The 13344-nt window shown below is 60.8% G+C and carries 11 protein-coding genes; 5 read left to right on the forward strand and 6 right to left on the reverse strand.

Translation table 11 applies throughout. From position 1 onward, the window contains the following. Positions 1-14 precede the first annotated feature (14 nt). The 5 genes from AB7828_RS13460 to cysG all read right to left on the reverse strand — a co-directional run bounded on the left by AB7828_RS13460 (position 15) and on the right by cysG (position 5126). Positions 15-1004, reverse strand: coding sequence for a sulfate ABC transporter substrate-binding protein (locus AB7828_RS13460; RefSeq protein WP_093757326.1), 990 nt, complete (start codon positions 1002-1004; stop codon positions 15-17). Positions 1005-1211: 207 nt separating this feature from the next. Then, positions 1212-1724, reverse strand: coding sequence for a DUF934 domain-containing protein (locus AB7828_RS13465; RefSeq protein ID WP_441230398.1), 513 nt, complete (start codon positions 1722-1724; stop codon positions 1212-1214). Then, on the reverse strand, positions 1711-3366 hold the full coding sequence (locus AB7828_RS13470) for a nitrite/sulfite reductase (RefSeq protein ID WP_441230399.1): 1656 nt from the start codon (positions 3364-3366) through the stop codon (positions 1711-1713). The genes AB7828_RS13465 and AB7828_RS13470 overlap by 14 nt, the downstream gene beginning before the upstream one ends. Before the next feature lie 12 nt (positions 3367-3378). After that, entirely contained in the window at positions 3379-3693 is a 315-nt protein-coding gene (locus AB7828_RS13475; protein ID WP_089265421.1) for a DUF2849 domain-containing protein, read from the reverse strand. Further along, a complete protein-coding gene (gene cysG / locus AB7828_RS13480; RefSeq protein ID WP_441230400.1) occupies positions 3690-5126 on the reverse strand; it encodes a siroheme synthase CysG in 1437 nt (478 codons plus the stop codon). The genes AB7828_RS13475 and cysG overlap by 4 nt, the downstream gene beginning before the upstream one ends. A 302-nt stretch (positions 5127-5428) precedes the next feature. Between cysG and cysP the strand changes: the two genes are divergently transcribed. The 4 genes from cysP (at position 5429) to AB7828_RS13500 (ending at position 10676) form a co-directional block, all read left to right on the forward strand. Then, positions 5429-6445 carry a thiosulfate ABC transporter substrate-binding protein CysP gene (cysP, locus tag AB7828_RS13485; protein WP_441230401.1) on the forward strand — a complete coding sequence of 339 codons (1017 nt, stop codon included), beginning with the start codon at positions 5429-5431 and terminating at the stop codon, positions 6443-6445. Positions 6446-6670: 225 nt separating this feature from the next. Next, positions 6671-7498, forward strand: a complete 828-nt coding sequence (gene cysT, locus AB7828_RS13490; RefSeq protein WP_089265424.1) for a sulfate ABC transporter permease subunit CysT — start codon at positions 6671-6673, stop codon at positions 7496-7498. Continuing rightward, complete coding sequence (cysW, locus tag AB7828_RS13495) at positions 7498-8385, forward strand: sulfate ABC transporter permease subunit CysW (RefSeq protein WP_093756819.1); 888 nt, start codon at positions 7498-7500, stop codon at positions 8383-8385. The genes cysT and cysW overlap by 1 nt, the downstream gene beginning before the upstream one ends. Positions 8386-8516: 131 nt before the next feature. Next, positions 8517-10676 (forward strand): malate synthase G, encoded by a 2160-nt coding sequence (locus AB7828_RS13500; protein WP_231079710.1) that lies wholly within the window; start codon positions 8517-8519, stop codon positions 10674-10676. 69 nt (positions 10677-10745) lie between these two features. Here AB7828_RS13500 and AB7828_RS13505 read toward each other — a convergent pair whose 3' ends face one another. After that, positions 10746-10901 (reverse strand): Thivi_2564 family membrane protein, encoded by a 156-nt coding sequence (locus AB7828_RS13505; RefSeq protein ID WP_086937086.1) that lies wholly within the window; start codon positions 10899-10901, stop codon positions 10746-10748. A gap of 348 nt (positions 10902-11249) precedes the next feature. Between AB7828_RS13505 and AB7828_RS13510 the strand changes: the two genes are divergently transcribed. Continuing rightward, a complete protein-coding gene (locus AB7828_RS13510) occupies positions 11250-13343 on the forward strand; it encodes a methyl-accepting chemotaxis protein (protein WP_184511507.1) in 2094 nt (697 codons plus the stop codon). The last annotated feature ends 1 nt before the right edge of the window (position 13344 follow it).

Here is a 13344-nt window from a genome sequence, read left to right on the forward strand (position 1 = left end):
TTCGCTGCGAACGATCAGTTCTTGTAGATCTTGTCGAACACGCCGCCGTCGGTAAAGTGCTCGCTCTGCGCCTTGGTCCAACCTCCGAACACGTCGTCGATCGTAAACAGATCAACCTTGGCGAAGGAAGCCTCGTACTTCTTGGCAGTATCGGCATCACGCGGACGATAGAAATTGCGCGCGGCGATCTCCTGACCTTCCTTGGTGTACCAGTATTTCAGATAGGCCTCGGCAGCGGCTTTAGTACCCTTTTTATCAGTGACGGTATCAACGACGGCGACCGGCGGCTCGGCGAGAATTGAAAGCGACGGCGCGACGATCTCGAACTTGTCCTTGCCGAATTCCTGGATTGCCAGATACGCCTCATTTTCCCAGGCCAGCAAGACATCGCCGACACCGCGCTGGACGAAAGTGATGGTCGAGCCACGCGCGCCGGTATCGAGAACCGGAACGTTCTTGAAGATGTTACCGACGAATTCCTTTGCCTTGTCCTGCGATCCATATTTCTTCAGAGCATAGCCCCAGGCGCCGAGATAGTTCCAGCGCGCGCCGCCAGAAGTCTTCGGATTTGGCGTGATGACGCTGACGCCGCTCTTGATCAGATCGTCCCAGTCCTTGATGGCCTTGGGGTTACCCTTGCGCACCAGGAACACGATGGTCGACGTATAGGGTGATGAATTCTGCGCCAGGCGCTTCTGCCAGTCCTTCGCCAGCAGGCCCTTATTGGCGATTGCGTCGATGTCGTAGGCGAGCGCGAGGGTGACCACATCGGCTTGCAGACCATCGATCACAGAGCGCGCCTGCGCCCCCGAGCCGCCATGCGACTGCTTGATCTCGACGCTCTTGCCGGTTTCCTTCTGATACGCAGCAGCGAATGATTTGTTGAAATCGACATACAGCTCGCGCGTCGGGTCATACGACACGTTGAGCAGCGAAATGTCTGCCGCGTGCGCCGATGTTGCAATTAAGAGACCCGCAATGACGGGAAGAATACGACGGACCATTTTGATCTCCATCCAACCTCACAACACGATCGTCATGAGGTGGGGGCAAAATCTTGAAGAAGCACCGCTAAGTCAACGAAACCAGATTCCAATGTTGGCGGCATGACGGCAGCAATGTGCTATGAATATGCCTTCGTATGGAGACCGTATCGCGCGTTGGTCATTTGTCATCAACCAACGCTGCGAAAGCCGTCGACATGCGGCGAATTAGCGCGCGTTCTCCGCATGACGCAACTGCATGCGCTGATGCAGCGCCGTGATGCGACCATCGCCGGTCGGCTGATAGAACACCGTGTAGCGTTTCACCGTAGCCGCGAACGCTTCCGCATCGGCATCCTTCTTCACTTCGAATGAATCAAAACCGGCGCGCAGCATGATGACGAACTGATCGCGTAACACCTGGCCGGTTGCCCTTAATTCGCCCTTGTATTTGTAGCGTTCACGCAGCAGGCGCGCCTGGCTGTAGGCTCGGCCGTCGCGGAACGACGGGAAGACCAGCGCGACCACCGCGAGCCTGTCGAGATAAGGCACCAGCTCTTCCGGATCGCGGTTATTCGGCCAGATCACACCGGTCGGGCCGCTGCGCTTCAGCAGCGCCTCCGGATCGGCGAGAAAACGCGCAGCCGGAATCAACGCCGCTCCGTCGACCGGAATCTCCGCATCGTCGGCCACGTGAATATAGCCGTCGGCAACGATCTTGCCTTGCTTAACGAGTGGCATAAACGCGCTCCTTGAACGGCTCGACGCCGAGACGTTCGACAGTCTGGACAAACAATTCGTCCGGCCGGGCACGCAGTGCCAAATAGGCTTCGACGATATCCTCGATGACGTCGGCTACCTCGGCAAAAGGCACCGCCGGTCCGATCAGGGTGCCGACCACGGCATGCTCGTCGGCACGGCCACCGATTGTGATCTGGAAGAATTCCTCGCCGTTCTTCTCGACGCCGAGAATACCGATATGGCCGACATGGTGATGGCCGCAGGCATTGATACAGCCGGAGATGTTGATATGCAGCCGACCGATCAGCTCCGCGAGATCGTGATTGGCGAAACGCCGCGTCAGTTCCTGCGCGATCGGGATCGAACGCGTATTGGCCAGCGAGCAGTAGTCGAGGCCGGGGCATGCGATGATGTCGGTGACCAGATTGACGTTCGGCGTCGCGAGACCGAGCTTGTCGAGCTGCCGCCACAGCGCCGACAGGTCGCGTTTGGCGACATTCGGCAGCGCGAGGTTCTGCTCGTGGCCCACGCGGATTTCGCCGAACGAATATTTGTCGGCAAGATCGGCGACCGCATCCATTTGTTCAGCCGTGGCATCGCCGGGCGGGCCGCCCACCGGCTTCAACGACAATGTCACGATGGCGTAGCCGGTCTGCTGATGCGGCGCGACCGAGTTCTTGAGCCAGCGCGCAAAATGCGGATCGGCCGACGCGGCCGCCAGCTCGTCCGGCGTGTCGGAGAGCTTCTGATAGTGCGGATAGCTGAAGCGCGAGCGGATATCCTCGACAACCTCGTTGTCCAGCGTCAGCGCACTCTCGCGCGTCGCCAGCCACTCATCCTCGACTTCGGCGGCGAATTTCTCGATGCCCAGCTCATGAACCAGAATCTTGATGCGCGCCTTGTAGATATTGTCGCGGCGGCCATACTGGTTGTAGACGCGCAGGATGGACTCGACGTAGCTCAGAATGTCGCGGCCGTGCACGAACGGCTTGATCACCTTGCCGATGAATGGCGTGCGACCGAGGCCACCGCCGACCAGCACTTCGAAGCCAGTTTCGCCGGCCTCGTTCTTGTGAATTCGCAGACCGATGTCATGCACCTTGATCGCCGCGCGATCATGGGCCGACGCAGTGATCGCAATCTTGAACTTGCGTGGCAGGAACGAGAATTCCGGATGCATGGTCGAATACTGCCGCAGCAATTCCGCCCAGATGCGTGGATCCTCGACCTCGCCCGGCGCGACACCTGCCCATTGATCGGTGGTGACATTGCGTGTGCAATTGCCCGAGGTCTGCATCGCGTGGATGCCGACCGAAGCAAGATCTTCCAGCGCATCCGGCAGATCGGCGAGCTTGATCCAATTGAACTGGATGTTCTGCCGTGTGGTGAAGTGGCCATAGCCGCGGTCATAGCGTCGCGCCACATGCGCCATCTTGCGCAGTTGCGGTGATGACAGCGTGCCGTAGGGAATGGCGACGCGGAACATATAGGCGTGAAGCTGAAGATAGACGCCGTTCATCAACCGCAGCATCTTGAACTCGTCTTCGGTGAGCTCACCTGCGAGACGGCGCTTCACCTGATCGCGGAATTCCGAGACACGCTCGTTGATCAGCGTGCGATCTATTTCATCATAAGCATACATAATTCAGGTGCCTTAAGCCGAAGCCGGAAGGTCGATGGTGACGCCCTTGCGGCGAATCTGTTCACGGAGATTGCCGGGCTCGACGGTGCCGTTGTCGTTCACGGCGACCGGCGCGATATAGGGACCGATGGCGCCAACGTCATCGGCTGTGGATTCAGCAAGCAGCGCACGCGCATCATCGGCAGTGCGCACGATGGCAGCCTCTGCGAGGTCGGTGGTCCAGCCTTTATGGGCATCGCGATAAATCACCACGCCGTCCCAGGTACGGTTGGCAGTCACCACCGACGGGCCGGTGATCTTGATTTTCTGTTGCAGCGGAGAGGTCATTCGGCAGCCACCAATAAATCTGAAACGAGCTTGTTGATCTGAGCGGCCCGCCACGGCGCGGAATGCGCCACGACATCGCCAATGATGAGAACCGCCGGACCGCCATCGATCTGGTCGACCAGCGCCGGGAGATTGTCGAGCATACCCACCGCCGCTTGCGCGTCCGGACGCGTCACGCGCGCAAACACGCCAACCGGCGTTTGTGGCGAGCGCCCGGCAGCGAGCAATCCAGCACGGATCGTGGGGGCAGCGGTCATACCCATATAAACAACGACGGTCATCTTCTCGTCGGTGAGCGTCGACCAGTCGACCTTGTCGGCGTCCTTTTCCTTGTGAGCCGTCAGGAAGGTGATGCGCAGCGCTTCGCGGCGATAGGTCAGCGGCGCCTCGAACATAGCCGCAGCGCCAAGGCCTGCGGTGATGCCGGGAATAACTGAGTAAGCAACACCCGCTTCGCGCAGCGCTTCGATCTCCTCGCCACCGCGCCCGAAAATGAAGGGATCGCCGCCCTTCAAGCGCACGGCGCGTTGCCCGGCTTTCGCGGCTTCGATCAGCAATTTGTGGATCGCATCCTGACCGATACCGGGCTTGCCAACCCGGCGACCCACGGGAATGCGCGATGCATCCCGGCGGATGCGGTCGAGGACTTCGGGGGACACCAGTTCGTCGTAAAATACAACGTCGGCGTCCTGCAGCGCGCGCAACGCCTTGATGGTCAGGAGATCCGGATCGCCCGGCCCAGCTCCCACCAGCGTGACGTGACCTTCGACAACGCCGGCCTGCGCTGCACCCGCATAGATCGAGAGATCGGCGATTTCCGTCAGCGCCTTCTCGGCCTCGGTACCGCGCCCCGCCAGCACCAACGCGCCGATCGGACCATCGACGATGCGCTCCCAGAACCTGCGACGCAACGGAGCCTCGGCGATCTTGTCGTTGATCGGTTTGCGCCAGCGCCCGATGAAGCCCGCGAGATCGCCGATCCGCGCAGGCAGCATCGCCTCAATCTTTTCGCGTACACGCCGCGCCACCACCGGCGACGCACCGCCGGTTCCGACGGCGACGACCACATCGCCGCGGTCGACGATGGCTGGAAAGATGAAAGTGGAGTGCGCAAGCTCATCCATTACATTGACGGGCACGCCGCTCGCTTTGGCGCGGGCAGCCACCGCGTGACCGAGTTCACCGGCGCCGGCGCAGAGCACCGCGATGCACCCCGAAAGATCGGCGGTCACCGGATCGCCCTCGACATGCTCAATGCGCGCCACGCCCTCGGCATCGAGCCCGGACGTGTCACGATTGCCGTCCGTCGCGTACCAGCGAATCCGCGCACCGGCCGCCAGCAGCAGCCTCAGCTTGGCGCGCACGAGTTCGCCCTGGCCGACAAGAATAATCGGCCCGGTCTGCAAATCGAGGAAGACAGGCAGAAACCGCATACATACTCCGCTGCCCCGAAATTCGGGGGTTGACTGGAATTATATTCTATATATCTCTCGATAACGAGGCGCAAAGAGAAGATTTTATCTTCTTCGAGGCGTTCTAACTATAGAATTTTTGTCCTCAAACACCAAGCGTCGTAGATGCTTCTTCTCAATAACGGTCGGCCGATGCAGGAGTTGCGCGAAATCGCACCCGTGCCCGCCCCCGTTGCGCAGCAAATTCCGGACCGTTTGCCGGGCAAAACGCCGCAGCCGCCGCTCCCGGCCATCCGATCGCTCTCACTCACAGGGGACTACACGTGAACCGTTTCATTATCGCTCTCGCCGCCGGACTCGGCATTCTCGCGTCTGCACCCGCCCAGGCGCAGACGCCGAACACGCTGCTCAATGTCTCCTACGACATCTCGCGCGAGCTCTATGCCGAGATCAACGTTGCTTTCGCCAAGCAGTGGAAGGCCAAAACCGGCCAGGACGTTACCATCAACCAGTCGCATAACGGCTCGTCGCGCCAGGCGCGCTCGATCCTCGAAGGCCTCGAGGCCGATGTGGCGACCTTCAACCAGGTCACCGACGTGCAGGTACTGTATGATCGCGGCAAGCTCATTCCGGCCGATTGGGCCAAGCGGCTGCCGAATAATTCCTCGCCTTATTACTCGCTGCCGGCCTTCCTGGTGCGCGCCGGAAATCCAAAGGGGATCAAGGATTGGGACGATCTGGTGAAGCCCGGCGTACAGGTGATCTTCCCGAACCCAAAGACCTCGGGTAATGCGCGCTACACCTATCTGGCTGCCTATGCCTTCGCGAAGAACAAGTACGGTGCCGACAAGGCTGATGACTTCATCAAGAAGCTGTTCGCCAATGTCCCGGTGTTTGACACCGGCGGCCGAGCCGCCACCACGACCTTCGTCGAGCGCGGTACCGGCGATGTGCTGATCACCTTCGAGGCCGAGACCTCGTCGATCCGCGACCTCGCGGGCAAAGATGCCGGCGGCAAGGACAAGTATGAAGTGGTGGTGCCACCGACCAGCGTGCTCGCCGAATTCCCGGTGACCGTCGTCGACAAATATGCCGACAAGCACGGCACCAAGGCCCTCGCGACCGCCTATCTTGAATTCCTGTATTCGCCGGAAGGCCAGGACATCGAAGCCAAGGGCTATAACCGCGTCACCGACAAGACCGTGATGGCAAAATACAAGGACAAATTCCCGGAAGTGAAGCTGTACCGCGTCGAGGACGAATTCGGCGGCTGGGACAAGCTGAATGCCGAACACCTCAATCCCGGCGCGAAGCTGGACACGCTGTTCGGCGGGAAGTGAACCACAAACTCCGTCATGCCCGGGCTTGACCCGGGCATCCACGTCTTCGCTGCAAATGAACTAAAGACGTGGATGGCCGGGAACATCTAGCGAAGCGGCGCTTCGCGCTTTGCCCGGCCATGACATGGGAGAGGACGGGCGCCTGCATTAGACGACCTCGCCGCATTCCCTTTCCGTGCAAATCGTCTAAGAGAAGCCCCAACGGCTTCACACACGGACCTTCCCTTGCGACGTAGCGTCATTCCAGGTTTCGGGCTCTCGCTCGGCATTACGCTCTTTTATCTCGGAGCGATTGTGCTGTTGCCGCTCTGCGCGCTGATCCTGAAAGCCTCGGACGTCGGGCTTGCGCAATTGTGGGACATCCTGTCGTCGCCGCGCACACTGTCGGCCATCCGCGTCACGGTGACGATGGCGCTGGCGGCCACCGCATTCAACGCCATCTACGGCCTGCTGCTCGCCTGGGTGCTGGCGCGCTATCAATTTCCCGGCAAGCGCATTCTCGACGCGCTGGTCGACGTGCCCTTCGCGCTGCCGACCGCCGTGGCCGGCCTCGCGCTGACGGCGCTGTTTTCCAAGAAAGGCTGGTTCGGCGCACCGCTCGATGCACTTGGCATCCAGGTCGCCTACGCACCGCTCGGCATCGCCATCGCGATGGCCTTTACCAGCATTCCCTTTGTGGTGCGCACGGTGCAGCCGGTGATCGAGGATCTCGGCTCCGATGTCGAGGAAGCCGGCCGCTCGCTCGGCGCCAATGATCTGCAGATTCTCTGGCGCGTAATCTTCCCGGCGATCTTTCCGGCGTTCCTCGCCGGCTGCTCGCTGTCCTTCGCACGCAGCCTCGGCGAATTCGGCGCGGTGATTTTCATCGCCGGCAACCAGCCGATGAAGACCGAGATCGTTGCCCTGCTGACCTATATTCGGCTCGAGGAATACAACTACCAAGCTGCCGCCGCGATTGCCGTGGTAATGCTGGCGATGGCTTTCGCCATGCTGATTGTCACCAACGCGGTGCAGGCCTGGAACCTGCGTTATCTCGGCCGGGGAGATGTGTGATGTCGCATCCGACGAGTGAACGGGCCCATACCGAATGGATGGTGACGCCCGTCGGTGCCGGCCCGGTGACGCGCCGCGTGGTACTTGGCATCGTCGCGATCCTCACATTGCTGTTCCTGATCGCACCGCTGGCTTTGATCTTCAGTTCAGCGCTGTCGCAAGGCATCGGCACGTTCTTCAACAGCCTCACCGAGCCCGGCACGCAGCATGCCATTCTGTTGACAGTCACCACCGCGCTGATCGCTGTGCCGATCAACATCGTGTTCGGCCTCGCCGCGGCGTGGACAGTGACCAAGTTCGTCTTCCCAGGCCGCACGCTCCTCATTTCGCTGATCGAACTGCCCTATTCTATCTCGCCGATCGTCGCCGGCGTCGCCTATATCTTCGTCTATGGCTCGCAGGGCCTGTTCGGCCCGCTGATCGAGGCCATGGGCATCAAGGTGATGTTCGCGCTGCCGGCGATCGTGCTCGCCAGCATGTTCGTGACCGCGCCCTTCGTGGCGCGTGAGTTGATCCCGCTCATGCAGGTGCAGGGCACCGATGAGGAAGAGGCCGCCGTCACACTCGGCGCTTCCGGCTTTGCGACCTTCATGCGGGTCACGCTGCCGAATGTGCGCTGGGCCGTGCTCTATGGCGCGATCCTGTGCAATGCCCGCGTGATGGGTGAATTTGGCGCCGTCTCCGTCGTCTCCGGCAACATCCGCGGCCAGACCACGACGTTGCCGTTGCAGATCGAACTTCTGTATCAGGACTACAATGTCGCCGGCGCCTTCGCAGCGGCAACGGTGCTGACGGCCGTGGCACTGCTCACCATCGTGATCAAGGTGGCGCTGGAGCGGATCTCGCCGGATCACGCGCAGGCCCCGGCCCGGCCGCCCGGCCACTGATCCCTTTAGGGGACTTCTCACCGGGTAGCGTTTGGCGTTAAAAGGTCCCATGGGCGCCGCGGTTTGGCGCCGTTTATGCTTATACTCCCTGAAATTAGAGCAGAATTGCCGCTTCTCGCGAGAAAGACACCATGAAACGCATCGACGCCCACGGACTGCAGATCGCCCCCGTCCTGTTCGACTTCATCGCCAAGGAAGCCGCCCCCGGGACCGGCATCCAGCCGGATGCGTTCTGGGCCGGCGTCGCCGCTCTCATCAAAGACCTGGGCCCGAAGAACCGCGAACTGCTCAAGGTGCGCGATACGCTGCAGGCCAAGATCGATGCCTGGCATCTGGCCAATAAGGGCGCCTTCGACATGAACGCCTATACGGCGTTCCTCAAGGAAATCGGCTACCTCCTCCCGGAGCCCGCGACCAAGCAGGTCGAGACTGCCAATGTCGATATCGAGATCGGCCAGATCTGCGGCCCGCAGCTCGTGGTACCGCTCACCAATGCGCGCTACGCGCTGAATGCCGCAAATGCGCGCTGGGGCAGCCTCTACGATGCCTTCTACGGCACCGATGCGATCCCGCACGATCCGTCTGAAGGTGGCAAAGGCTACAATAAGGCACGCGGCGACAAAGTCATCGCCAAGGCAAAAGCCTTCCTCGATCAGGCCGCGCCGCTCGCTACCGGCAGCCACACCGATGTCACGGCCTACAGCATCATTGCGGGCCAGCTCTCGGCCAAGCTCAAGAGCGGCAACCTCACCGCGCTGAAGAACGAATCCCAGCTCGCTGGCTATCTCGGCGAGCTCGCCACCCCGACCTCGATCCTGCTGGTCAATAACGGCCTGCATATCGAAGTGAAGATCGATCGAACCAACACCATTGGCAAGGACGACTCCGCTGGTGTTGCCGACATGATCATGGAGTCGGCCGTCTCGACCATTCTCGACATGGAAGACAGCGTCGCCACCGTGGACGCTGACGACAAGGTGCTGGTCTATCGCAACACGCTGGGCCTGATGAACGGCACGCTCTCGGCCGATTTCGAAAAGGGCGGCAAGACGCTAAAGCGTTCGCTCAATGAAGACCGTGTCTATAAGACGATCGACGGCAAGAACCTGACCCTGCATGGCCGCAGCCTGATGCTGATGCGCAATGTCGGCCATCACATGTTTACGGATGCGGTGCTCGACAGCGCCGGCGAGGAAATTCCGGAAGGCCTGCTTGATGCCGCCGTTGCTGGCCTGATCGCAATCCACGACCTCAAGAGCAAGGGTCCGATCCGCAACAGCCGCACCGGCTCGATCTATATCGTCAAGCCGAAGATGCACGGCCCCGATGAAGTGGCGCTGACCTGCGAAATCTTTGCGCACGTTGAGAAACTGCTGTCGCTGCCCGAGAACACCATGAAGGTCGGCATCATGGATGAGGAACGCCGCACCACGGTGAACCTCAAGGCCTGTATCCAGAATGCATCCAAGCGCATCATGTTCATCAACACAGGCTTCCTCGACCGCACCGGCGACGAGATCCACACGTCGATGGAAGCGGGTCCGATGATCCGCAAGAACGACATGAAGGCGACGCCGTGGATCAAGGCTTATGAAGAGTGGAACGTGGATGTCGGCCTGATCGATGGCCTGCCGGGCCATGCCCAGATCGGCAAGGGCATGTGGGCCGCGCCCGACAAGATGGCGGACATGCTCACGCAGAAGCTCGGCCATCCGCAGGCCGGCGCCACCACCGCATGGGTGCCCTCGCCCACCGCCGCGACGCTGCACGCGTTGCACTATCATCAGATCGATGTCGCCACGCGCCAGAAGGATCTCGCCAAGGGCGGGCCGCGCGGCAAGCTCACCGACATCCTCACCATTCCGGTGTCGCAGTCGAACTGGGCGCCGGATGATGTGAAGCAGGAGATCGACAACAACTGCCAGGGTATCCTCGGCTATGTCGTACGCTGGATCGACCAGGGCGTCGGCTGTTCCAAGGTGCCGGACATTCATGGCGTCGGCCTGATGGAAGATCGGGCCACGCTGCGCATCTCCGCCCAGCACCTTGCCAACTGGCTGCATCAGGGCGTCATTACCAGGGATCAGGTGATGGAATCGCTGAAGCGCATGGCTGTGGTGGTGGACGAGCAGAACAAGGGCGACGCGCTGTATCAGAACATGGCGCCCTCGTTCGACGGCGTCGCCTTCAAGGCCGCCTGCGACCTGATCTTCGAGGGACGCACACAGCCGAACGGCTATACTGAATACATCCTCACGGCGCGCCGCCGCGAGGCGAAGGCGCTGGCTTGATCGCAAGCGGCACTATCAATAGCAAAAAGCCCCGGCAAACCGCCGGGGCTTTTTCGTTAGTCCATCTCGCTAGAAAACCGCGATGTATTTCAGCAGCGAGATCACACCGAGAATGATCACGACGACGCGGCAAATCTGCTTCGCGCGGCCGTCGATCGGCAACAGATTGATCAAGTACAGAATGAGAATGACGACGAGAAAAGTGATCAAGACGCCGACGAGCATGTGCGTATCCCCCAGACTCAATGGAAACGAATAGCAGCCCCGGCCATCGCAGCTGCTCAACAGTGATCCAACGTGGGCGAGAGCATTGGGTTCCCGGATCGGAACAAAAGAACCTCGCCAAACTAGGCACGCAAGCTGGCCCTCAGGTCACCGACGGTCACGTAAAATCCGCGCCACCAGCGGAGTGCCGAACCCGCGCGGAGAAGCAGAACCGATCGCCGTGCCGCAAGAACGCTTACGCACGAACCACCTAAAGTAGCCGTATTCAAGCCTACTTCACGATACGTGTGCAATCGGAAATATTTACCATTTGAAGCCTTACTAAATCAAATATTTGGGGGATTCATGATGTTCAATCGATTGACCGTTTCCGCATTGCTTCAATCTGTCATCGTGGTCATGGCGCTCTGTGTGGTCGCCGTTCTGGCAACGACAGCCTGGGACTCCTACGGGCGGCTACGTTCAGCCAGCCGCATCTCGGTAATTGCGGACGCCTCCGCGAATGCCTTCAAGGCGATGCACAATCTGCGCACCGACCGTGCATCGACGAACCGAAACCTGAACAACGAGACAGTCATTCAGCCGGACGGAGAAAAATATCTCCGCTCCATTCGCGATTCCGAGATGCCGGCGATGCGAGCAGCGGCTGACCTCATTGCCACCATCGAATTCGCCGATCAAAAGACGCTGCACCCGACGCTGGTCCAGCTGGTCGACAAGTTGACCGCTCTGCAAACCGAATCCTGGGACGCGATGAGCAAGCCGAAGGCGTCGCGCCGTGCAGCCCTCGGCAAGGAGTATATGGAGACCACGCAAGCTCTGCTTGAAACACTGGAAAAGGTGTCGGCCCAGCTCGCCGCCGCGGTGAACCACAACGATCCCATGATCGATCAATTACTGTCGATCAAACAGGCGGCCTGGCTGTTGCGCAACACCGCCGGCGAAGGATCCCTCCTCGTCGCGAACGGCCTTGCTGTCGGGCGCGCCACACCTGAGAATAAGCTCGCCTACACCAAGTTTGTTGGCGGCATCGACGCTGCCTGGAATGCGCTGGAATTGTCCGCGTCTGGAATGCAGCTGCCGCCCAACCTGGCTGCAACCATGGCTGCTGCGAAGGTGGCTTATTTCGACCCGCAATATATGGCTCTTCGTGACCGTGTCATGAATGCACTCGTGAGCGGCGAAAAGCCCGAAATCACCGCGAGCGAATGGACTCCAATCACCGTTGATCGCATGGCCAGTGCGGTTACAGTCGCCGAACGAGCGCTGAATGAAGCAAAAAGCCACACCTTGACGCAGTGGACTGCCGCGCAGCACGCGTTGATCCTGCAACTGGCGCTGCTCGCAGCCGCGCTCGGCATAGCATTCGGCAGCATGGTTGCCGTCACCCGCCGCGTCATCACCCCGCTGCACACCATTCGCGATGCGATGCTGAAAGTCGCCGCAGGCGATCTCGTCGTCGATGCCGGCTATTCCGAACGGAAAGACGAAATCGGCGCGCTCGCCGGCGCTCTGGAGACCTTCAAGCAACAGGCCAAGGAGAAAGCACAGATCGAACAGCAGGAGCGCAATCGCAACGCCGACGCGACCCAGCGGCAGCAGGCCATCGAACAGCACATCGGGACCTTCGAGGTCCAGATGCGCGATGCGCTCAACGCGCTCGGCAACGCGTCCGATCAGATGAACACCACATCGGATGGCATGGCGGTCGTATCCAGCCAGACCAATGCCCGCGTGCAGGTCGCAGCAAAAGCTTCGGGCGAAGCCTCCCTGAACGTGCAGAATGTCGCCTCGGCCGCCGAACAGCTGAGCTCGTCGATCAACGATATCAGCCGGCAGGCCGCGCACGCCGCGGGAATCGCCAGTCGCGCCGTCAATCAGGCGCAGGAAACCGACGGCACCGTCCAAGGCCTCGCCAAGACCGCCAACCGGATCGGCGAGGTGGTCGGGTTGATCAACGATATCGCCTCGCAGACCAACCTGCTAGCGCTCAACGCCACTATCGAAGCCGCGCGCGCTGGCGAGGCCGGACGCGGCTTTGCGGTCGTCGCGTCGGAAGTGAAGTCACTGGCCAGCCAGACCGCCAAGGCAACCGACGATATTTCCGAGCAGATCGCAGATATCCAGAAGGTCGCCAATGAGGCCATCGAGGCAATCAAGTCGATCGGCGGCATCATCGGCGAAGTCAATGAAGTAGCAACCGCCATCGCCGCAGCCGTCGAAGAACAGGGAGCCGCGACACAAGAGATCACCCGAAGTACGCAGCAGGCCGCCGATGGCACCCGCAATGTGTCGGACAACATCGCTGGTGTGAGCGCCGATGCGGACGCCGCTGGCGCTGCCGCGCAGGATGTGAAGGTAGCCTCGGAAACGCTAGCCACGCAGACGCGCCAGCTCGGCACTCAGGTGACGGACTTCCTCGGCAAGATCCGGGCTGCCTAGG

The organism is Tardiphaga sp. 215_C5_N2_1 (genome assembly GCF_052076055.1).
In the GTDB taxonomy this organism is placed as follows: Bacteria; Pseudomonadota; Alphaproteobacteria; order Rhizobiales; family Xanthobacteraceae; genus Tardiphaga; species Tardiphaga robiniae.

Coding starts and splice junctions, on each gene's coding strand:
- AB7828_RS13460 (WP_093757326.1), bottom strand. CDS start 1,004: ATGGTCCGTCGTATTCTTCCCGTCATTGCGGGTCTCTTAATTGCAACA.
- AB7828_RS13465 (WP_441230398.1), bottom strand. CDS start 1,724: ATGCCACTCGTTAAGCAAGGCAAGATCGTTGCCGACGGCTATATTCAC.
- AB7828_RS13470 (WP_441230399.1), bottom strand. CDS start 3,366: ATGTATGCTTATGATGAAATAGATCGCACGCTGATCAACGAGCGTGTC.
- AB7828_RS13475 (WP_089265421.1), bottom strand. CDS start 3,693: ATGACCTCTCCGCTGCAACAGAAAATCAAGATCACCGGCCCGTCGGTG.
- cysG (WP_441230400.1), bottom strand. CDS start 5,126: ATGCGGTTTCTGCCTGTCTTCCTCGATTTGCAGACCGGGCCGATTATT.
- cysW (WP_093756819.1), top strand. CDS start 7,498: ATGTCGCATCCGACGAGTGAACGGGCCCATACCGAATGGATGGTGACG.
- AB7828_RS13500 (WP_231079710.1), top strand. CDS start 8,517: ATGAAACGCATCGACGCCCACGGACTGCAGATCGCCCCCGTCCTGTTC.
- AB7828_RS13505 (WP_086937086.1), bottom strand. CDS start 10,901: ATGCTCGTCGGCGTCTTGATCACTTTTCTCGTCGTCATTCTCATTCTG.
- AB7828_RS13510 (WP_184511507.1), top strand. CDS start 11,250: ATGTTCAATCGATTGACCGTTTCCGCATTGCTTCAATCTGTCATCGTG.